The sequence below is a fragment of the Oscillospiraceae bacterium NTUH-002-81 genome (assembly GCA_032620915.1).
GTDB lineage: Bacteria > Bacillota > Clostridia > Lachnospirales > Lachnospiraceae > JAGTTR01.
In genome coordinates, this window is sequence record CP136052.1 from 681,361 (window position 1) to 701,814 (window position 20,454).

The window sequence follows — 20,454 nt, forward strand, 5'->3', positions numbered from 1 at the left end:
AACCGTTACCCGCACAATCCAGACGGAACACGGTCACTCTGAACCTTGTCTTTATTATACTCTAAATCTTGCTTTTTCGCAAGATATTCTTTATCATTTCTCTGGCTGTATTTCTGTGCAATCAGGCTCACGAAAACGTCCGTAGCGTCCAGTTCGCCGTCAAATACCGTTGTGACATGGATTTCAGTTTTGCTTTTTGCCATAGGCAGTTACCTCCATAAATGAAATAAGCCAGACAGGAGAGGGTCGGCAACGAAGTCCGGCAACGGGCTTCAAAAAACCTTGAAAACAATCTCTGTCTGGCGGGTTACTGTTTATTTACTTTTTCTTTTATTTTTCTGTTGCTTTGGTTGTCAGAGGGGAGAAAAGCCCGCAGTTACGGGCTTTTTCCCGGCAACCGGCCCGGCAACGGGATAGCAACGGGGTCGGCAACCGGCTGTCATTTCCCCGGATTTTTCAGAAGGGAAGCTCCATCTGCTCCGTGACTTCCACAAATCCGTCCGGCGTTTTTTCACGCCCGTTGTCAGCGCCCGTTGCCGGGGTTTCCCGTTCCCAGCCCTTTTGCCTGCCGTATCCTTCAAATATCCGGGGATTGGAGAAATACTTCCATCCCGTGATACCGTGGTTCATGATGTCGTTGACTTCCCGGATTTCCCATTGTTTCGGTTCGTCAAAGGGGTGGTTTAAGGCTTCCTTGAAAAGCTGCTTGGAGCATACGGCGCTGCCGGTGTAGCGGTCAAGGTACGCCTGTATCATCCCGGCCTTGGTATCCTCCGGCATGAAATCCCGCTGGTGTTCTTTGAGGTACTGTATCATTTCGGGGGTAAAAGACAGCTTAAAATCGCCGCTTTTGTAGGTTGTCATGGCTTCCGCCCATACCTGTTCAATATAGGCTCTGGAAGCGGCTTCATCGTCCAAAATGTGTACCTCGGCCCGTTCGGGGTAGACCATGACCGGCAGGAAGCGCCGGTTCCCGGAACGGTCAAGGGGCAGAAAGTCCAGGGCGTTGGAAGTCCCGCCGAACACGCACTGGCGCAGCCTGTCCTCCGGGTGGGTTTCGTAGGGGATTTTATAGACCTCCTTCTGGCGGCTTAAAAATGACTTGATTTCCTCTATGCTCTTGGCGTTGGCGGTGGCAATCATCTCCGACATTTCAATAATCCAGTGGCCTTGTAGCTTACGGTACACGTTATCATCGTCCAGCTTCCGCAAATCATCGGAAAACCACTCGTCTTTTACAGCCAGCAGCCGGAAGAAGGTGGATTTCCCGGCTCCCTGGCCGCCAACCAGACAGAGCATGACCTCAAATTTACAGCCGGGGCAGAACGCCCGGTGGATGGCTCCCAGCAGGAACAGCCGCAGCGATTGGAAGGTGTAATTGTCCGTGTCGGCTCCCAGAAAGTGCCGCAGGCAGCAGCGGATACGCTCTTTCCCGTCCCAGACAAGGCCGCTTAGGTAGTCCCGGATGGGGTGGTAGCTGTTGGCGTCTGCCGCAAGATCGGCGGCGTCCGCTATCTTTTTCTCGCTTGTCAGGCCGTAGGTCTTTTCCAGATACAGCCGGATATATTTCATGTCCGTATCGGTCATGGCCTTGCTGCCGGTTCTGCGTTTCCTGCCGATGGGCTTTAGAAGGTCAATGCGCTCGGTCAGGAGATTTTTCGCCACCGCCCCGGAAAGTTCGGGGTCGTGCTGGAACACGGTCAGGCAGTTTTGAATACTGTTGCGAACGCCGCCTTTCTCGGTGCTTTCCAGCATGGCCTTGACTTCCTCAACGCTCCGGGGTGGCGGGACTTCTTGTATGGTCTGTTCTACGGCCTGCCGCAGTTCGGGCGGCAAAGTCTGCCATTCTCCGCTCAAGGTTCCTCACTTCCTTTCCGTAGCTGGCAATCAGGGCAGCCCGTTCCTCAATATCGGAGAACAGCAGCACATCCAGCAGATATTCCACATGGGATTGTTTCTGCAAGGCTTCCACGAAAAGCGGGTGCCATTCCTCGTCCGGCGTCTTGGGGGCATAGTCCCGCTTCCAGCGGCGCAGCAGATTGCGATAGTCGGACAGTACCTGAAAACAGTGGCGCTCCATGCGTTTAAATTGCTGCTCCGGGCTTTCCTGCCGGGGCTGGGGGCGGCGGCTCCTGCCGGGTGGCTCCCTGTCCTCATAGGGGATGGAGAAGTCCTGCGCCAGCATGAGAGCGGCTTCCTTGGGGCTGACGTTTTCCAGACGGGAAACAAAGTCAATCACATCCCCGTCTGCCTGACAGCCGAAACAGTGGAAGCGCCGGTCAACCTTCATGCTGGGGTTTTTATCGTCATGGAAGGGGCAGACACACATCCCGTTTCTTCCTACCCGGATACCGTAATGCTCGGCGGCCTGCCGGGTGGTAACAGACTGCTTCACGGCTTCAAATACGTTCAATAGGCAAATCCTCCTGAAAATAAGAAAAGCGCTTGTCATTCTCACGGGGAAAATGGCAAGCGCCTGATTGGTTAAAGTTCCATATCCTGTTTTTGCTGGCGGCGGGGCTGCTGGCGTTTCTGTTCTTCCCGCTGCTTCACGCCCTCGATGTTCCAGCTTAATTGTTCGTTGAGGGACGGTTTCTTTCCCGGCTCCGCCACGGCTCGGCGCTGCTCCGGCGGCAACACATGGTTTATCCAGTTCCGCACATCCCGCAGCAGCTTCATATCCTCCTGAACCGCCTGCAATCCCTTATTCTTTTCAGACAGTTCCCCGGAAAGCTGCGCCCGTTCCTTTTTCAATTCTTTCGTATCAAAGGGCAGTTCCTCCTGATGGGCTTTGAAGAAACGGTTGGCGGCAAGGTAGGCGTCCAGTTCTTCCCGGTGTTCGGCGGCAAATTTCTCCTTCCGGGTTTTCCAGCCGATGGAAGCGTATTTCTTGTAAATCTCTTTGTAGGCTCCGTGGTTGGCAAGATGGGAAAGCGTGGTATCAATGGCCTTTATCCGGCGTTCCGATTTTTTTATGTCGGTCTTGACGGAAAGTATCTCCCCGCTGACCTTATCCAGATAGGCGTCAAGGCTCTCCACGGTGGAAATCTCTTTCTGCCGCAGGAAGTCAAGGGCTTCCATGACCTTGTTGAAATCGCCAACGGTTCCCTTTAGCTTCCCCTTGGAAGTCCAGCCGGTGCGTTCCTCGCTCCGCATATCCAGATACCGGGAAAGCAGTTCGGGGATGGTCGGCTCCTTTACCTGTTCCAGTGCTTTCAGCAGTACCGCCTTTTTCTCTTTCAGGCCGGACAGCCAGCCCTTTAAGCTGTGTACCATCTGCCGGATAGACTGCATGAGGGAATTGGCGGCTTTGATGTCCCGGTTCAGGTTGCCGATGTTGGTCTGTATGCCTTTCCGTTCCAGATAGCTGACCGCTGGCCCCATGTGGACGGTGGGGATTTTATCTATCCCCTGACGCTCATAGGATTTCAGGTTCAGCCGTTCCGGGCTGCCGATGGCTTCCAGATAGCGGTTCGCCGTGTCCTGCCACGCCTGCCGCCATATCTCGGCGTACTTCTGGTCGTTCCAGTCCACGGTGTCCTCTTTGTGGCTTTTCCAGTTCCCGGACGGGAGCCGGATACGCTCGCCGTTCTCGTCAAGGTCGTACACCTTCCGGCTCTTGGGGAGCCACCTGCCCTGTTCGTCCATCCCCCGCATGGTAAAGAGGATATGGGCGTGGGGATTGCCGTCCCCCTTGTCATGGATGGCAAAGTCGGCAATCATGCCTTTGGAAACAAAAAACTCCCGGCAGTAGTCCCGGATAAGGTCGGCTTGCTGCGCCGGGAGAATATCCCTCGGTATGGCAAGCACCAGTCTCCGGGCAAGCTGGGAGTTCCATTGTTTTTCTATGGCTTCGGCGGCGTTCCACAAGGTATTGCGGTCTGCGTACTCCGGCGGGGCGTGGGGTGGCAGCACGATTTCGGTGTGGACGATTTCGCTTTTATGGGAATAGTATTTCTGTTTCTGGTCGTATTCGGAAAACAGCCGTTCCCCGCTCTGGTAGGCGGCGGCAGCGACAGCAGACTGGCGCTTGCTGCGCTGGACGATTTTCAGGTCAAAGTGCGGGCATGGTGGCATGACGGATTGTGGCCTCCTTTCTCCCGGCGTCCGGGCAAAGAAAAAGCAGGAAACCGTTCCATGATTTCCTGCTCGGTGGTGCCGCCGGTGGGCGGCTGGTATTCAGTTTTGAAAGTTCGGGTCAGGGTGGCCCGATGATGGATAGCACGATAAATGGAAAGTTATCTCTTACTTAGAATATAGTATGAAAAACCATAGGAACAATGAGAATTAAAATTGCACCTACTACACATATAGTAATTACTTTTTGAAAACTTCGTTTTTCTTGTTCAGACATATCATTATACCATTTCATAGGCAAGCACCTCCTCAACTTTCAATTTTTCGCTGATTCTATTTTGCTACTTGCTGCGGGACTTCATTCTTCTTTATTTTGATTAGGGCGTTTCTTATTACAAAGCGAACCTACCAACATACCGATTGCAGAGATTATCGTTCCTGCTATAATCATTCCAAAGTCTGGGGCATTCAGTTTGTTAAAAGTAATGTTGTTTGCCATTTTGAATGTGCCATATTCGGCAAACATATACATAATACCAAAGAAAAGGGTAAACGCCCATTTTCCTTTTCCCCAGAAATTGTTTTTACCAATAACAACGGACACAATAAATGTTGTTACAGGAAGAATAATCCAAAGGAACATCAAACTGTAACCCATAGCGTCGCTTCCGCTTGTAAAGAACCAGAACACAATCATTGCAAATGCCCAAATCAACAGATAAGCAAGAATTGTAATAATTTTGTTTCTGCTGGCGTTGCTTTTCACAACATTTGTACTTTCTTCGAGATAATCATAATAGGTTTTCATTTTCTGTTCTCCCTTCAATAAATAGTCAAGAGAGACATCGTAGCATTCGCTCATTTTTATGACACTGATGATATCCGGATAGGATTTTTCATTTTCCCAATTTGAAATGGTCTGGCGACTCACTCCTAATAATTCAGCAACTTGTTCTTGTGTTAGCTTTTTTCTCGATTCGGGCTGCCTTGATTTTGCTTCCAATATCATGCTCCATGCCACTGCACCTCCCTTGCACTTTCATTGTAGGGAAAACACCCTATATCGTCTACCAAACGGCTTTTACATCACTTATAATGTGTGTCAAAATCCTTTGACAACAGCATAAAAACCTATCTGTCTTTAATTTTATTATACTATGACCAGCATCCTTTGGGAATAGATGAATTGTAAACTTGCTGGACGGGAACAGCTTGCAGCGCAAGGTGTTTCCGGGCGGCAAGTCCACAAAGGGGTAGCTGGCGGCAGCCAGCGCAGGGGAAGTGTAGCTTCCCCTGCGATGATTGGAACAGATTGAAAATCTGCGGAAATCATCTGCTCCCTGCAAGGGGCTTCCGGCAGGACGCAACGCACCGGCTTGACCGGTGTATAGTTGCGCCCTCTTTCAGAGGGGCAGTCCACGGGCTGCGGCTCTGAAAGCAATTATGACCGTTCCCGGTCTGGCTCTTTTCTCTTGGGATGTGGCTTTTCCGTCCTCGCCTGTGCCTTGGCTTCGGCAAGCCTGCGCCGGATGGAATTGTCCCGCTTCTGGATAAAACGCTGCTTCGTATCAGCGATAAAGCGGCGGCACTCCGGCTCCGGTATGGCGTCCAGCTTTCGGATGGTATTCTCCACAATCTCCCTCGTCTGCCGGTCACGGATAACCGGCACGATTTCTTTCAGCCCCGCAAGGGTTTCTTCCTTCGTACCGGCGGCGTACTGATAGACCATAGCCAACTCGTCTTTAGAAAAATTCATCTTCATTCTGCGCCCTCCTTCTCTGTGCCGTTTCCGGCGAATACTTTTTCCATAAGCTGACGGGTGCTGTCCTGACGGAACAGCAGCTTCAAAAATACGCTGACCTGTTCATCCGTGATGGCTTCCGGGTGGGGAAGGTAGCTTTCCAGCATGGCGGCTCTGGTGCAAAGCCGGTGCGTTCGTTCCTTCCGTGTCAACGTCTTTATCTGGTGTTCCAATATTTTTTCTTCATGCTGCGCCCTCCGTAGCTTCTTTTCCGTTTTCTCTATCTCCTGATTGAGTTTTTCCAGCTTTTCATTCATAAGCGGCTGTCCTCCTTCCCCGGAATGAGTACATATATTTTGTTGGGTTCCCCGAAGCCCTGACGCACTCGCAGTATCAGTCCAGCGTCCTCCAATTCATTCAGGGAACGCTTCACGGTCATGGTGCTGCGGGCAAGTGCCGCCGCCAGTTCCACGATGGGGAAATGGATAAATAAAATCCCGTTGGCGTCCTCTATGCCGGACAGGAAAACAATATCCAACATCCGGGCGTACATGACTTTGGCGGTGCTGCTGATCGGGAGCCGCAGCATGGCTCTCGGCAGCGGCATACAGGGCGGCAGGGTGGTGTCTGCGGTCATAAATTCAACTTCCATTCAATCGGTGTCCTCCTTTGCTTTTCGTTTTGAGCGTTTGGAAAGATAATGGGGGCAGTCCACAATGACCGCCCGGAAACTCTGTTTGCAAGTGCGCTGGCATTTCCGGCAAAGGTCGTTGTACGTTACCCGCCCCCGTTCATTGAGGAAGAAGGACAGTTCCAGCTTCCTCTTTTTCGGCATTCTCGGCATGGTGCCTCCTTAAACAAAAAATCCGCCCATTTCAGCCGTAACAGCCGCAATAGACGGATAGCAGATTTTAGTGTCGTGTTTCGGGGCGATTTTCAAGGAAAAAGCGGCCATAGAGCCGCCCGGAAATCCCCCATAGTATTACGGATAGGGCAGACTATGCCCTATCGGATTGTTGTGTTTCAGTATCAATTCGGTGTTCATTTTCGCCGGTTCTCCCTGATGTCGTTCCTGCCCCTGGCTCTCACAACGGCGTTTCGCTCCCTTTGGTACGCTCGTTGCGGTCAGGGTTCCTCCATTTCCCTTCCGCAAGTCGTTGCGCTACATCGCCGGGGAGCATATCCCATACAGGCCGGTCATTCGATTGGAATAATCCATCGATGAACTAAGCCCATTATGGCACATTTTTGAGCCTTCTCCCGTATATCCACAAAGTAGGAAAACCGCCCCGAAATCGAAAATTTCCACGATTGCGGAACAGGTATGGTATAATGAGATGGATGGCGGCAGCCAGCCGCAGGAAGGAGCGATGTATCTATGAAAACCCGCATTTCCGTACAGGAGCGCCTGAAAGATTTACGGGTGGAACGGGGCTTAAATCTGGAAGAACTGGCGCAGGAAACCGGCATTTCAAAATCAGCCCTCGGCAGCTATGAAAACGACAACGATGAATACAAGGAAATCAATCACGGCAGCCTGTTGAAGCTGGCAGACTTCTATAAAGTGTCCGTTGACTATCTGCTCGGCCTTACCAACAACCGGAAATATGAAAACACGCCGATAGAAGAACTGCATTTGAGTGATGAAGTCGTGGAACTGCTGAAAAGTGAACGCTTCAACAACCGGCTGCTGTGTGAGATTATTTCCCATGAAAAATTCAAGGAACTGCTGGCAGACGCAGAAATCTATGTGGACGGAATGGCAACCATGCGTTTCCATGACATGAACATCTCGCTGGCTGCTGTGCGGGCTATGATACTGGAAGCACATCCCGAAGCGGTGGCAGACCGGGCAATCAAAGTATTGGAAGCCGGTCAGGTAGAGGAAGAAGATTTCTTCTGCCATGTGACGCACAAAACATGGGACGTCATTCTTCACGACATACGCAAGGCACACGAAAATGACAGCGAAAGTGCGCCAGATACCACGCCCGCCGATGAACTGATACGGGAAGTGCAAAAAGCCATGCAATCGCCGGGGGACAGGGTTCAGCAATTCACGGAGATATTCTGCAAGGCGTTCCGGCTCAAATATAAGCGGCTCTCACAAGAAGAACAGAGCCTTTTGAAGAAGCTGTTCAAGAAATCTCCGCTGATAAAACAGTCTGGTATGAACTTCCGGCGCAGGCCGTGGAAATGAAAAACTGCCGTTGTGGGAATGGGTGTTCCTGCAACGGCAGCTTTACAGTTAATTATTTTTATGTTTCTCCATCAATTATTATTGAGTATGTCAGCAATGACTTCTGGTGCATCTTTGTTAATCTCATGCCCTGCACCGGGGACTATTTGCAAAGTTGCTTGAGGAAGTAACTCATTTAACTTCTTTGACGCTTTTAGATTGGCGCTATCTTTTTCACCGCACACAATAGTGACAGGACAAGTAACCCTATTTAATTGCGGAGTGAAATCCAATGAACGCATTGAGTGAGATAGCTTAATCGTATCAATTTTTGATAGCCCCATGTTTTCAAAACTCTTGCCGGGCATACAGCGGAACAGGAGATTTTGAAAATCTATCAGTAATGTTGGTACTTTGTATTGTGCGCCAACTAAGACCAGTGAAGCTACTTTATCCCCATGACGAATAGTGAAATCGAGGGCGAGTAGCGCCCCTAACGATAGGCCACAAATATAAAGCGGATCTGTTGTATTAGAATACTGCTGTTCCAGTTCAGCTAAAATCCGGGAGTAGGATATTTCATTTCCTGTTGAAGAAAAAAGTTCCGGGCATTCAACACTGGAAGTTGAAAGCTGGCGCACTACCTCTTTCCAGTCTTGCGCTGTTTGTCCCAATCCGTGTAAAAGAACTGTTTTCATTTTTTGTCTGTTACATCCCCTTTCCTATGGTAAAGCAAATAATCTATCCCGAAGCATACAAGAGAGAGTGTAAGGGTAATTCCGCTGTTGAATATGTCAGACGTAAAATCAAACTGGACTTGTGGCAAAAAATAAGCTGAAATATGGGTAATTGCAATCGGCACTGGTATCAAAACCAGAAGGGTAAAACCAAATGCCCGCCACAAATTTTTCGCACACTTGCGGAAAATCCAGTATATTATCCAGATAGCAGCAATCGTAATCAGTGTTATGCAAATGCCCAAAGTGAATATAACTGACTTATTCAATAGCAAGGACAAGATTGCCAGTAATGGGATAGGGATGGCACTGACCGTAACTAAGGTTTTCAAAACGATTTTCGTTCTGGAAATCAGGCTTGGAAGTATCATAAGCCATGCGGCTATGATTGAAGCAGCGGCAATCAGTGACCATGATAAACTGTCCGAAGTAAAATAGTCGCAAATCAGGCATACGCAACCAGCAACAAGTGCTGCCGCAGAAACGATTACCAAAATAATACGCTTGCTTCTTTCGGATAAACGATAATTACGCTTCTTATATGGTAACTCATCTGGTTCGGTCATTTCATCTTTAATAAGATAGTCCGAGGATACATTGAAAATGTCGCTAAGCTGGGCTATAAAATCTAAATCAGGGAGCGATTGTCCCGTTTCCCTTAGTTAAAGATATTGTTGGGTAAAAAAGAAAGGTCAGTCGATTTTGCCGATAAAGCGGTAGTAGATTTCTACTTCCTGCTCACGGCTTCCGTCCTCACCCTTGACAGCTTCATGGACGGTTATCTTTTCAATCAGAGTGTTCAGAAGTTCTGCGGTCAGCTCCACAGGGTTGACATACTGCTTCATCAGGGCAATCCACTTTTCAGCGTCCGTTGCGGTCTGTACGGCGGCTTCCATTGTTTCGTGAAGCTGCCGGATTTTTGTTTCAAGCTCTTTTTGCTCGTTCTGGTACTTCTCGGAAAGCATATTGAAGTTATACTCGGTAATGCGTCCGGCAGACCAGTCCTCATACATCTTAGCAAACAGCCCGTCAACCTCGGCTTTGCGCTTCTCTGCCTTTTTCAGCTCCGCAGCCTGCTTTTTCTTCGCAAAGGTTCGTTCTTTGTCGCTGGCATTGAGCAGCTGTTTCAACAGCTTGTCCTCGTCTTTCTGTGCCAGTACAGACCAGTATTGCAGTCTCGTAAGCACATAGGCATACAGCACATCATAGCGGATATAGTGCATGGAGCATTGACGCAGTCCCTGTCCGTTCTTGCTGCAATGGTAGTAGCCGTAAGGGTTTTTATTCTGTTTGTTTTCCCCATAGGCTAAAGACCAGCCGCAGTCAGCACATTTTATCAGTCCTGCAAAAATCTGTGTCGTACCGTTTCTGCGTTTCCTGCGTCTGCTGGCAATCAGCTCCTGCACCTTTTGGAACGCTTCCTCGGAAATGATGGCTTCGTGGGTATTCTCCACACGATACCATTCTTCCTGCGGCTTCCGCACTTTCTTCTTGTTCTTGAATGAAATGTTGCTCTGCTTGTTGTGGACGCTGTGACCGATGTAGGTTTCCTCTTTCAAAATGCTCTTGACCTGTGCAATCGTCCACGCATAGGCTTTTTCTGCGGGCGCACCGGCGTAGATATTTGCAAAAGTCCCGTACCTGTCATAGTTCAGCCAGCCGGGGGTAGGTACTTTTTCTTCCACCAGAATCCTTGTAATGCTGGCAGCTCCCCGTCCGTGTACGGCAAGGTCAAAAATCTTCTCCACAATCCAGCGGGTTTCCGGGTCAATCAGAAGATGACCTTTTTTGTCCGGGTCTTTCACATAGCCCAGCGGTGCATAGGCTCCATAGTGTGCGCCATTGGCAAACCTTGTGTGCATGGCAGCCTTGACCTTTTTGCTGGTCTGGCGGGCGTGCATCTCATTCAGGATGTTCAAGAACGGGGCAAGCTCGCTTTCTCCGTTGAGCGTGTCCACATTGTCATTGATGGCAATGTAGCGTACACCCTTGCTGGGGAAATAGATGTCCGTGTACTGTCCGGTCAGGATGTAGTTTCTTCCCAGACGGGATAAATCCTTTGTGACAACGCAGTTGATTTTCCCATCCTCGATGTCATCAATCATTCTCTGGAAGCTGGGACGCTCAAAATTCGTTCCGCTCCATCCATCGTCAATGTACTCGTCTGCCACGGTCAGCCCATGCTCGGCGGCGTACTGCCGTAACATCATGCGCTGAGTCTGGATGCTGCCGCTTTCGCCCTGTAATTCATCGTCACGGCTCAGTCTCAAATAAAGTGCTGTGTTATAAATCGTTGTATTGTATGGTTGTTTCACGGTTAAAAATCCTCCTTCAAAAAGAAACAACCCACGCTTATACAATACTCGCTGGTACAAGTATATCATAAGCGTGGGCTGATTGACAGTCATGATTCCGTATTTTTTCAGGAAGCGGCGGCAGCGTGCTGAATCACATCTTCCAGCAGGCTGTCAAGCGGCTTCCCGTCCTGTGCGAAATGCTCCGATACCTTGATTCGTACTTTCCCCATGACAAAATACTGGGTGCCGTCTTTATCGGTAAGCAGGGTGCCGCTGTTTTCGTTGTTACTCTCGTTTTTGCTTTTTACCATAGGCAGTTACCTCCATAAAATAGATTATCCGGCGGGGAGCAGCCCTGCCGGAATGAAAAAATAGTTGTATATTCAGTTCAAGTGGCGAAGTGGCAATACTGGCAATCTATAAAAATCCTGCCACTTGGATGTTCTTTGCCACTTCATTATGCTTTCAGAGACAGCAGCCATTGTGTACTGCTCCGCTCGGAAATCAGTTTGTTTCCCAAACTCTGCTTTGCGGTTCGGACTGTCCGGGCAGAAATGCCACGCTGGGCTGCCGCTTTGTCTATATCTGCACTTAACATCTGCTTTCCGTCTGCCAGCAGGTCAAGTATCAGCTTTTCCGCCTGTTCCGCTTTGGTTTCCGTATGCTCCACACCGGCAAGCAGCTCATCTGCGGTCATGTCATATTCGCCTATCCACTGAAAACCGTTGCCGTCCCCTAAAGAGAACGCCAGCGACTTCCCCGGCGGGGCAAGGGAGCTTTTCTCCTGTATCAGCACCCTCGTGGTGGGGTCATTCTTTACTTTGCCGATAAACAGCAGGCTGCGGACAACCGCTGTGATGTCGATGGAGCCTAAGCCCCGGTAGGTACTCTGGCTTCCGGCGACTTTGTTCAGATGCCCGATCAGGATAATGGCACAGCCTGTTTCCTGTGCGATTTCTCCCAGCTTTCGGAAAATGGGGCGTACCTCGTTTGCCCGGTTCATATCCACATCAGCCCCTAAAAACGCCTGCACCGGGTCGATAATCAGCAGTCTTGCATGATTCTCCCGGATAGCCCTTTCAAGCCTTTTATCAGAAAGTGTCAGCGGCTTATCTCCATCGTCAATGACCATCACCCGGTCAAGGTCTGCCCCAGCTTCCAGAAGCCGTGGCTTTACCGTATCGCCCAGCCCGTCCTCGGCGGTCTGGTAAATGACGTTGAAAGGCTCCAGCGGTTCCATGTTGGGGAGAGTACGGCGATTGGTACAGGCAGCCGCAAGCTGCATGGCAAAATAGGTCTTGCCCTCGCCGGGGTTGCCCTGTAAAATTGTCAGCTTCCCAAAAGGCAGGTACGGCTCCCACAGCCATTCCACCGCCACCTCCTGCACCTCGCTCATGCGTATCATGGGAACGGGCGGCTCCGCTGCCGGTTCTTTCAGTGTGATTGTCTCCACTATATATTTGCGGTTTGGTATTTCCTCCCGGTGCTGCAACACTTCATTCCAGTCTTTCATAGCCGGGAGCAGACGCAGGACGGTCAAGTCCTCCGGCAGTTCAGAAGAAAGGCGGGTGCAGCCCTCGTTCCCGGCATTGTCATTATCCAGACACAGAAATATCCTGCGGATGTCCGGGCGTTCAGAAAGGAAATGCGTCAATGCTTTTCCAGCCACACCGCCCAGCGAAAGATAGCTGCGTTTCGTCCAGTCTTTGGGATAAAGGCAGATAAAGGACAGCATATCAATCGGGGCTTCAAAGACAAAGAGCTGGTCGCTGTCTCCTTGATAGCTGAAATTACAGGCTTTATCCGAACCGCTCACATCCTGCCGGAACTGATCGGCTGTTCCCCGGCAGTGTGCATATCTGGGAATACCGGGTGTACCTTGTGTTCCGCTGTCCCGTCCTACAAACACCACATTATGGTGGGTGTCCTCGTAAATATCCCCGGCGGCAACAAAGGTATCGACAATGCCCCGGTCAATCTTTCGTTCCTCTGTCAGATATTTTATCGCTTTTGTGTTGGTGGTATTGTGCAATGGGAGCCGGAAGTCAGGCGATGGGGCGGGGCAAGCGTCCGGCTTGCCTGCGCCTGCTTCGCCGGTCAACAGCTGCACCGCTTCCGGGAATGACTTGCCGTAAAACTCCATCACAAAATCCACCGGATAGCCGCCCCTGCTCTGGCTGTGCCGGAACCATTTATTTCCTCGTACTGTCAGGCTGTCATGGCATTTCCAGCGGTATTCCTTTCCGCTGCGTATGAGGGTTTCTCCTTGTGACCGTAAGAAATCTTCCATATTGGTCTGATTTGCCCGGTCTATCTGTTCCTGCGAATAATACAAAATCGTCTCACCTCCAAAATCATAATTCTATCTCGTGTTTCTTTCTCTGTATGTCCATTGGCTGTTCTCTGTGACGCAGTGCGGTATCTACAGCATTCTGTACCTGCCGAAGCCGTATGACTTCCTCCCGCAGCGGCTTGTGCTGTGGGGACAGCCCGGCATACTCTGCTTTTAATTGTGCATATTCCTGTTTCCATGCTTTCAGGGCAATGGGTTCTCCATCCAGCTTTTCTTTCAGAATACGGCGGGCGGCATAAAACAGCCGCAGGTCTGCGCCGTGGGCTTCTTCAAATTTTTCCCTCTGTTTCTTAAATTTGATAGTGTTCAGTTCCGTATGAACAGGCTTTAGACGCTGGTAATTTTCACCCTGCCGTATCAATTCCTCTAATTCTTTCATCCGGGCGGATTTTTCTTTCATGGAGCCGCCCAGCGTTTCAAATTCCCCGCTGACAGTGGAAAGACGTTCCTGCAAATCTTCCAGCGTAAACAGCTTGTTTTCTGTCAGATAATTGACCGCTTCCGCAAACTGTTTTAGGTTGCCGGTTCTGGCTTTATTGCTCCATGCCCCAGCATTTCGTTCATCATAATAAGCGATCAGCAGGTCGGCAAGGCTGGGTGTCTGGGGTTTGGAAAGTTCTTCTTTTACTTCTGCCATCCAGCCGAACAGGGCTTTGATTTTCTTGCGTACATCCTGCATGAGCCGGTTAGTGGCTTTAATCCAGCGGTTCAGTTCCCCTTTCTCGGTGCGGATGCCTTTTGCTTCCATCTGCCGGACGTTGGCTCCCTCATGGACAGTAGGTATCAGGTCAACCCCCTGCCGCACATAGGAGCGGTGGTCGATACGCACATCCAGCCCCTTTTCTTCAAATTTCCCATTGCATAACACGCTCCATGCTTCCCGCCAGCGTTCCAGCGTTTCCGGCTCGTGCCAGTCGGTGGTATGGACAGCGTTAAACACATAATCGCCGTTCTTATCCCGGACACGGTTTCCATCTTCATCAAGGATATATTCCCGCCGCTGTTTCTGTCCCCATGTACCATCAGGATTCAAGGGGCGCATGGTTGTCATTACATGGAAATGTGGGTTGGGGATACCGCCCTTTTCCTTGTCCGGGGTGTGAAAGGCAAGGTCGGCAATCATACCATTTGCCACAAACTGCTCCTGCACAAACTTCCTCGCCAGCTCTATATTTTCTTCCATCGTCAATTCATTCTGCATAGCAATGTCAAAAGAATAGGCAAGCTGGGCTTTGGGGTGCTTCTCACATTTCTCCACGGCGTTCCAGAGGGCTGCCCGGTCAAGATATTCTTCCGGGGCATGGGGCGGCAGCATGATTTCACAAGCAATCACACCGCCTTTTCTCGTGTAGTCGCTGACCTCTCCATAGTAGCTGCTGAAAAGACGTTCCCCGGAACGGTAGGCTGCGCTGGCAATGGCGCTCTGACCGGCACTTCGTTTAATCTGGTCGATTGAAAAATGATAAAGTGCTATCCTTAGTCACCGCCTTTCTCCTGCGCTGTACTCCGGCTGTGGCTCTCCATAGCGGACTGGATGAGCTGTACCGATTGCGGCAGGTGCAGGAGATTATCCATCAGGGAATAAAATTCTGTTTCGGTCAGCTCCTTTGTCTGTGGCACAATGCTCTCAATGGCTGCCCCGTGGGTAATCAGCCGGTGCGTCCGCTGTTTCCGGGAGCCGCTTTCCAGATATGCCTGCCGGTTTTTCAAACGCTGCATTTTCCGTTTTTCCTGTTCCAGCAGGACGGTGGTTTTTTCATATTCTCTTTTTAACTGTTCTAAAGATTTTCCCATGTTCTCACATCCTTTCTTTCAGATAAAAATAGTGTCTTCGACACTTCAACTCCCCCTGCCCCTCAATCATGAGGGATAGGGGTTTCTTTTTGCTTCATTTTGCTTCATAATGGTCTTATGAATATCTTACAAAAAATTTTTATCGAACATTATGAAGAAATGATTTATCTTCAACATCCTCGTGATGCTATTGTTGAGAATGTAGAAAAAATGATTCATTGTGGCGATCCATCTTATGGTGGCGCCATGTATATTTGTCCCAATTGTGGTAATTTCAAATTTACTGCTTTTCGTTGTCATTCTCGCTTCTGTCCAACTTGTGGTAACATGTATTCCATTGACAGAACTACTGCTATGTCTTTTAAGATTATTGATGTACAACATCGGCATTGTGTTTTTACCATTGATGATTCTTTGCGGCCTTTTTTTCTTAAAGACCGTTCTCTTCTTAACTGCCTTTTTTCGGCAGTCAACAGCGTGATTTCTCGTATGTTCCATAAAGAAAATAAATCTGAATTATTTACTCCTGGATTTATTTGCGTCCTTCATACCTTTGGCAGAGATTTAAAATGGAATCCTCACATTCACTGCCTTGTTTCTGAAGGTGGTGTTGGTAATACTCTTTCCTGGCGACACTTCAAACATTTTAACTATCATTTTTTACGTGATGCGTTCCAAACTGCTCTTTTAAATGAACTCCATCAAAAAATAGGTCCAGCTTTCAAAAAAGTAAAATCTGCTATCTATGCAAAAGATAAAAATGGTTTTTATGTTCGCGCCATGCCTAACAAGTGTAATCCTTCTCAGGTTATCAAATATATCGGTCGTTATCTTGGCAGACCTGTTATTGCTACTTCTCGCATTGATTCTTACGATGGTGATTTTGTCACCTTCCATTACAACCGTCATGAAGACAATAAACTTATTACAGAAACTGTTCCTGTTTTGGAATTCATTGACCGCTTAACACAACACATCCCTGAAAAACATTTTAAAATGATTCGCTATTATGGTATTTACGCTCGTCACCGTAATTCTGACAATTTTTTACGAAAAGCCATTTCCAGAGAAAAACATAACTTTTTTCTTTCACTCAATAGGTGACGTGATTCAATCTTACATTCTTTTGGTTACGATCCTTTAAAATGTCCGAACTGTGGAAAAACCATGCTATTTTTAGAACTATATTTTAATCATAATCCTGTTCCTTTGCATGAATTATACGAAAAGGCTATGCAAAAACATAGATGTCGTTCGCCTGCCTCGTTTTCATATCTTCCAAAACCTCTTTTCTCATGATAAACTCAATATATCTTAAGAACGGAGGCCACACTATGAAACGTATAACAGAAGCAGAACTCGCAAAGGAACTAAGGGAACAGTACATTAAAAATCCACCGGAAGGTATGACTTCTAAAGAAGTCCATGACATGAGTGACGACGAACTTCTGGATATGGATTATTTCTTACATGAATTTGATAACCTTGATGATGACGATTTTGGTGAAGAGGGCTTTTACATCTTTTAATCCAAACCGTCTGATTCACTATGCCCGCTTTTGAGCGGGCTATTTTAGTCCCCAAGTTCTCCGAAAGGAGAACTTTCCTATAAAGTAAAGAAAGACCATCCGCAGACGGTCAGTGTGTCGGTACTTCTATAAAACCCGATGAAAAGGGAAAGACGCAAAGCGGATTTCTCTTTTCGGCGGGTACACAGGGGATAGCCGCTTTAGCGGCGCAAGGGAGCGCGGGTCTCCAGTGGAGACCTCAAAGTGCGAAGCGCTTTGAAGCGCCGACCGAGTCGGCAGACGAGAGAGCCACCTTGTCGGAGCGAAGCGAACGCAGACTTCCTCTGACTGCAAAAGCTGGCGGTCAGGGAAGCAGCTCCGCAGGACGCACGATACGGGTCTGAAAGACCTGTATAGAAGTGCGCCCTTAGTTCCTAAGGGATTTTTGGCTTCCTGCGCTTCCCCTGCAAAAAATCAATCCTTTTCCCGGTCAGCCTTTCTCGCTGAACGCTTGGAAAGATACTTCGGGCAGTCAACCACAACCACCCGGAAGCTCTGTTTACATTGGTGCTGGCATTTCCGGCACAGTTCGTTGTAAGTGATACGGGTGCGGTCATTTAAGAAGAAAGACCATTCCAGCCGCCGCTTGTTGCTCATTCTCGCCATAACCGGCTCCTTTCTCCGTTTCTATCCGCTGTACGCAGATAGGCGGGTTTGGTGTAGCGTTTCGGTATCATTTTCAAGGTTTTTTCCCTCTGTATGCGCCTTTGGGAAAGGCGGCAGTATTGCAGATAGGAAATGATACTTTCCATTTATTTGTTGCTTTTCGGTACGGTCTCGGAGCCTTTTGCCATCCATTCAAAAAAAGCAATCTTGCTGACCTTGATAAGTCTGCCCCTGCGGAACGCTGGGAAGCCGGGGGTGTGTACCAGCTCATATGCGCTCACTCTTGAAATTCCCATAATCCGCTGGATGTCTGCCACATCCAGAACCAGCGGTAAATCGTCATAGCTGCTCAATCTTTTTTTATCGTTCATTCTGTTCCTCCCATAAATCAAATAAGTTAAAATGCTTCCTGCTGCCGTTCTCCCCAAAAGCCGTTATCCTAAAAGCTACATCTCTGTAACTGCCCCATTCCTGTGGCGTTTCCCGGCATTGGTGCGCTGGATGCGTCACTTCTCCTGCCGGTCATATCCCTTTTGGACGGTCATTCACTTGTCAAGGTACTGTTTAGTACGAAATTACCAACTGCAATCATCATAGCGAACTAACCTTGACAAAACAATACTTCTGCGATACCATGAGTGTAACGGATATGATTGAATTATATAATTACCATAAGCAAAGGCAGGGGATAAGAATGGAAAACCAGTTTGTGCGGCATGAACCGTGTTTTGAGAGGATTTTGTTTGTCCTGACGCTGGACAAAAAGAAAATGAAAGAACGGATTTTGATTGGGGAAGAACAGCAGATTCGCTTCCGGCTGGACGGGAGCAAAAGTGCAGAGGTGCTTTGTGATATGACACGCCCGCTGGGAACTTTTCTGATAAATTTTGAGCAGGACACGGACAGGGAATGGAACTTATATGGGCTTTCTCCGCTGCGTCAAGCCCTCCATTCCAACCGATGGAAACAGCCGGAGCTGGAACAGGCGGCAAGCGAATTTCTCTGGAAGAAATATCTTAGCAATGAACCTCTGAAAATGTATGTGGCGTTCCGTATCTGGAACAGTTATCTGCTTGCCAGAGAACCCCGTGACCGTAACGCTGCCTGTGACCGCTTCATGGATAAAATGAGCAGCCTGACCGGGGTATTCCATGATGGAGCCATGAGCTTTGATAAGGAGACAGGAAAACCGAAACGCTTTCAGGCTGGCAGCCTTTATTTCAAAGGCGCACCGTCCGAAGATACCCGGCTTGACCTCTGGTTCCCGGAAAACCGGCGCACAGAAGAATGTGTGTCTGCCTATGCGTCCCTCTATCCGCTTATAACCTATTACCTGAACCGACTGAATGATTGGGGGCTATGCTTCCGGCAGTGTAAGGTCTGCGGAAAATATTTTCTGGCAAAGAGCCAGCGGTATGAGCTGTGCAGCGACAAATGCCGCAAGGCGCAGGCACTTCAAAACAAGCGGGAGTTTGACGAACGAGCCAGAGAAAATAACTATGATTTACTTTATAAAAATGAGTGCCAGAACTGGCGCAACAAAATCAACCGGGCAAAGAATACCAACGGCTTTCCAGCTGACCGTCTGGAAAAAATACAAGCTACCTTTGCTGACTTCAAGAAAGAAGCATTGCAGAGAAAAAAGGCTGTAAAAACAGGAACAGCCAGCCCGAAAGAATTTACGGACTGGCTGTATCAGCAGAGTAATGTAATTGTGGAGCTGACAGATTATTAAAAAATGTTTGTCAGCTTTATGGCAGTGCAAATTTATATCCGATACCGGTAACGCTTTTGATATAATCAGGATCGCCCGGTTCTGTCTTTAACTTTTTCCGCAGATTGCATACATGGTTATTGATGGCTTTCCGGGAATAGTAGGTGTAATCTTCGTTCCAAACCAAATCCATGATAACCTCATAGGTAAATACCCGGTTCGGGTTCATAATGAGCAGAAGCAGGATGTCGAACTCTTTTATAGTCAGGGCGATTTCCTGCTCATGAACAATCACACGCCTGTATTCCAGACAGATGTATAAATCGCCCTCTTGAAATTCCGTAAGCGGACTGTCTTGCTTCCAGTTGTGCTTTAAGTGAAAACACATAGTTTCAGTTCTTGTTTTCGTTGTCCTTTCAAGAAGATACTGTGCAAGCTCCTCCTGTTGCCTTTCATCAAGCAGAAGTATCAACTTTTCTCCAATCGCTCTGCCGGATTCAGATATATCAAATACAGCTAATTTCCCATATTTTCACCTCACAATTAACTCTTTATATCTGCTGTACGACGGCTTTTTTTTCTTTTGCTGTCGAGTGGCAGATGCTTCATACTATGTCAATTTCAAAAAGTTCTCTTTATCCTTTATTACTTTTCTGTTTTGTCTGATGTAAAAGCAAGATAACCAAAACAGAAATAGCTATACTGCATAGAATGTATGTCCAATTAAAATATGATAGATTGATTAAATTCTGTGCTGATTGATTTTTAATGAGGTTTGTGTATGGCGCGTTACTCTTAATCGCTTCCATAACTCCTAAAACATTTATCGGGCTTAAATTGTATAAGTACGCACCAAATAAATATATCGCTACCTTTTCAACAATGGACGGTATTAAAATAGCCAATGCAGAAAGCCATAATGGACATTGCTTGTGGGATTTCTGTAAATATACTGCCCCCAAAAGATATGGCAATATCGCAAGGCAACAGCCCAAAAGGACAATATTCTGATGAAGCCCAAAGAGGGCGAAGAATACACGGATAAAAAGATATGTTCCAAATATAATCAACCAATCAATGAGCAAGCCTTTTATTGGCGTGCGCTCTTTTATTGTTTCGTTTTGTAACTGCATTTCATTACGTATAATCCAATTATCCTCTTTTGAGGGTAATGGATTATTCCCCTTTCTCCCAATCTCTTGGGCTTTATTGAATACTCCATTATAATAATTACAGCACTGTGGATCTGTACCTATTTCATTACGGCTTTGACTGTTCCGAGGTGACTCAGACCACAGCTTTTCGTCTACTACTGGTAATTAGTTTGTTAACGCATGACGTTTGTATTTACGTGATTACGCAGCCGAATTCTCTGTGGAAGACAGCAG

The 20,454-nt window shown here is 48.2% G+C and carries 23 protein-coding genes and 2 pseudogenes; 4 read left to right on the forward strand and 21 right to left on the reverse strand.

The window, feature by feature from the left end:
• Positions 1 to 5: 5 nt before the first annotated feature.
• From RJD28_03265 to RJD28_03310, 10 genes and pseudogenes are all read right to left on the reverse strand, one after another.
• On the reverse strand, positions 6 to 203 hold the full coding sequence (locus RJD28_03265) for a hypothetical protein (protein ID WNV58568.1): 198 nt from the start codon (positions 201 to 203) through the stop codon (positions 6 to 8).
• Positions 204 to 456: 253 nt separating this feature from the next.
• Positions 457 to 1,755, reverse strand: a complete 1,299-nt coding sequence (locus RJD28_03270) for a virulence-associated E family protein (GenBank protein ID WNV59550.1) — start codon at positions 1,753 to 1,755, stop codon at positions 457 to 459.
• A gap of 13 nt (positions 1,756 to 1,768) precedes the next feature.
• Complete coding sequence (locus RJD28_03275; GenBank protein ID WNV58569.1) at positions 1,769 to 2,413, reverse strand: CHC2 zinc finger domain-containing protein; 645 nt, start codon at positions 2,411 to 2,413, stop codon at positions 1,769 to 1,771.
• 71 nt (positions 2,414 to 2,484) lie between these two features.
• Positions 2,485 to 4,077 carry a MobQ family relaxase gene (gene mobQ / locus RJD28_03280; GenBank protein WNV58570.1) on the reverse strand — a complete coding sequence of 531 codons (1,593 nt, stop codon included), beginning with the start codon at positions 4,075 to 4,077 and terminating at the stop codon, positions 2,485 to 2,487.
• Between the two features lie 172 nt (positions 4,078 to 4,249).
• On the reverse strand, positions 4,250 to 4,372 hold the full coding sequence (locus tag RJD28_03285; GenBank protein ID WNV58571.1) for a hypothetical protein: 123 nt from the start codon (positions 4,370 to 4,372) through the stop codon (positions 4,250 to 4,252).
• Between the two features lie 63 nt (positions 4,373 to 4,435).
• Positions 4,436 to 5,093, reverse strand: a pseudogene (locus tag RJD28_03290) (helix-turn-helix transcriptional regulator).
• 482 nt (positions 5,094 to 5,575) lie between these two features.
• Positions 5,576 to 5,833, reverse strand: a pseudogene (locus tag RJD28_03295) (transposon-transfer assisting family protein).
• 2 nt (positions 5,834 to 5,835) lie between these two features.
• Complete coding sequence (locus RJD28_03300) at positions 5,836 to 6,135, reverse strand: DUF3847 domain-containing protein (protein WNV58572.1); 300 nt, start codon at positions 6,133 to 6,135, stop codon at positions 5,836 to 5,838.
• Positions 6,132 to 6,470 (reverse strand): DeoR family transcriptional regulator, encoded by a 339-nt coding sequence (locus tag RJD28_03305; protein ID WNV58573.1) that lies wholly within the window; start codon positions 6,468 to 6,470, stop codon positions 6,132 to 6,134. The genes RJD28_03300 and RJD28_03305 overlap by 4 nt, the downstream gene beginning before the upstream one ends.
• Positions 6,471 to 6,662: a hypothetical protein gene (locus RJD28_03310; protein ID WNV58574.1), complete on the reverse strand. Its 192-nt coding sequence runs from the start codon at positions 6,660 to 6,662 to the stop codon at positions 6,471 to 6,473.
• A 534-nt stretch (positions 6,663 to 7,196) separates the two neighbouring features.
• Between RJD28_03310 and RJD28_03315 the strand changes: the two genes are divergently transcribed.
• A complete protein-coding gene (locus tag RJD28_03315; GenBank protein ID WNV58575.1) occupies positions 7,197 to 8,018 on the forward strand; it encodes a helix-turn-helix transcriptional regulator in 822 nt (273 codons plus the stop codon).
• Positions 8,019 to 8,089: 71 nt separating this feature from the next.
• Here RJD28_03315 and RJD28_03320 read toward each other — a convergent pair whose 3' ends face one another.
• From RJD28_03320 to RJD28_03350, 7 genes are all read right to left on the reverse strand, one after another.
• A complete protein-coding gene (locus tag RJD28_03320; protein ID WNV58576.1) occupies positions 8,090 to 8,695 on the reverse strand; it encodes an alpha/beta hydrolase in 606 nt (201 codons plus the stop codon).
• Positions 8,692 to 9,300 (reverse strand): XRE family transcriptional regulator, encoded by a 609-nt coding sequence (locus tag RJD28_03325; GenBank protein WNV58577.1) that lies wholly within the window; start codon positions 9,298 to 9,300, stop codon positions 8,692 to 8,694. Before RJD28_03325 ends, RJD28_03320 begins: the two co-directional genes overlap by 4 nt.
• 126 nt (positions 9,301 to 9,426) lie before the next feature.
• Positions 9,427 to 11,049: a recombinase family protein gene (locus RJD28_03330; GenBank protein WNV58578.1), complete on the reverse strand. Its 1,623-nt coding sequence runs from the start codon at positions 11,047 to 11,049 to the stop codon at positions 9,427 to 9,429.
• A 107-nt stretch (positions 11,050 to 11,156) separates the two neighbouring features.
• A complete protein-coding gene (locus RJD28_03335; GenBank protein ID WNV58579.1) occupies positions 11,157 to 11,342 on the reverse strand; it encodes a hypothetical protein in 186 nt (61 codons plus the stop codon).
• A gap of 146 nt (positions 11,343 to 11,488) precedes the next feature.
• On the reverse strand, positions 11,489 to 13,366 hold the full coding sequence (locus RJD28_03340) for an AAA family ATPase (GenBank protein WNV58580.1): 1,878 nt from the start codon (positions 13,364 to 13,366) through the stop codon (positions 11,489 to 11,491).
• Between the two features lie 19 nt (positions 13,367 to 13,385).
• Positions 13,386 to 14,858, reverse strand: a complete 1,473-nt coding sequence (gene mobQ / locus RJD28_03345) for a MobQ family relaxase (protein ID WNV59551.1) — start codon at positions 14,856 to 14,858, stop codon at positions 13,386 to 13,388.
• Between the two features lie 2 nt (positions 14,859 to 14,860).
• The gene (locus RJD28_03350; protein WNV58581.1) at positions 14,861 to 15,178 is read right to left on the reverse strand and encodes a DUF3847 domain-containing protein; all 318 of its coding nucleotides are present in this window, start codon (positions 15,176 to 15,178) and stop codon (positions 14,861 to 14,863) included.
• Between the two features lie 117 nt (positions 15,179 to 15,295).
• On the opposite strand from RJD28_03350, the gene RJD28_03355 reads away from it, so the two are divergent.
• Both RJD28_03355 and RJD28_03360 read left to right on the forward strand, forming a co-directional pair.
• Complete coding sequence (locus tag RJD28_03355) at positions 15,296 to 16,282, forward strand: transposase (protein WNV58582.1); 987 nt, start codon at positions 15,296 to 15,298, stop codon at positions 16,280 to 16,282.
• 230 nt (positions 16,283 to 16,512) lie between these two features.
• Positions 16,513 to 16,707, forward strand: coding sequence for a hypothetical protein (locus RJD28_03360; GenBank protein ID WNV58583.1), 195 nt, complete (start codon positions 16,513 to 16,515; stop codon positions 16,705 to 16,707).
• 453 nt (positions 16,708 to 17,160) lie between these two features.
• On the opposite strand, the gene RJD28_03365 is transcribed toward RJD28_03360, so the two are convergent.
• The gene (locus RJD28_03365; GenBank protein WNV58584.1) at positions 17,161 to 17,352 is read right to left on the reverse strand and encodes a hypothetical protein; all 192 of its coding nucleotides are present in this window, start codon (positions 17,350 to 17,352) and stop codon (positions 17,161 to 17,163) included.
• 146 nt (positions 17,353 to 17,498) lie between these two features.
• Entirely contained in the window at positions 17,499 to 17,723 is a 225-nt protein-coding gene (locus RJD28_03370) for a helix-turn-helix domain-containing protein (GenBank protein ID WNV58585.1), read from the reverse strand.
• 323 nt (positions 17,724 to 18,046) lie between these two features.
• On the opposite strand from RJD28_03370, the gene RJD28_03375 reads away from it, so the two are divergent.
• The gene (locus tag RJD28_03375; protein WNV58586.1) at positions 18,047 to 19,087 is read left to right on the forward strand and encodes a DUF6076 domain-containing protein; all 1,041 of its coding nucleotides are present in this window, start codon (positions 18,047 to 18,049) and stop codon (positions 19,085 to 19,087) included.
• Between the two features lie 16 nt (positions 19,088 to 19,103).
• On the opposite strand, the gene RJD28_03380 is transcribed toward RJD28_03375, so the two are convergent.
• Both RJD28_03380 and RJD28_03385 read right to left on the reverse strand, forming a co-directional pair.
• Positions 19,104 to 19,454, reverse strand: a complete 351-nt coding sequence (locus RJD28_03380; GenBank protein ID WNV58587.1) for a response regulator transcription factor — start codon at positions 19,452 to 19,454, stop codon at positions 19,104 to 19,106.
• Positions 19,455 to 19,701: 247 nt separating this feature from the next.
• Positions 19,702 to 20,199, reverse strand: a complete 498-nt coding sequence (locus tag RJD28_03385; protein WNV58588.1) for a hypothetical protein — start codon at positions 20,197 to 20,199, stop codon at positions 19,702 to 19,704.
• Positions 20,200 to 20,454: the final 255 nt, after the last annotated feature.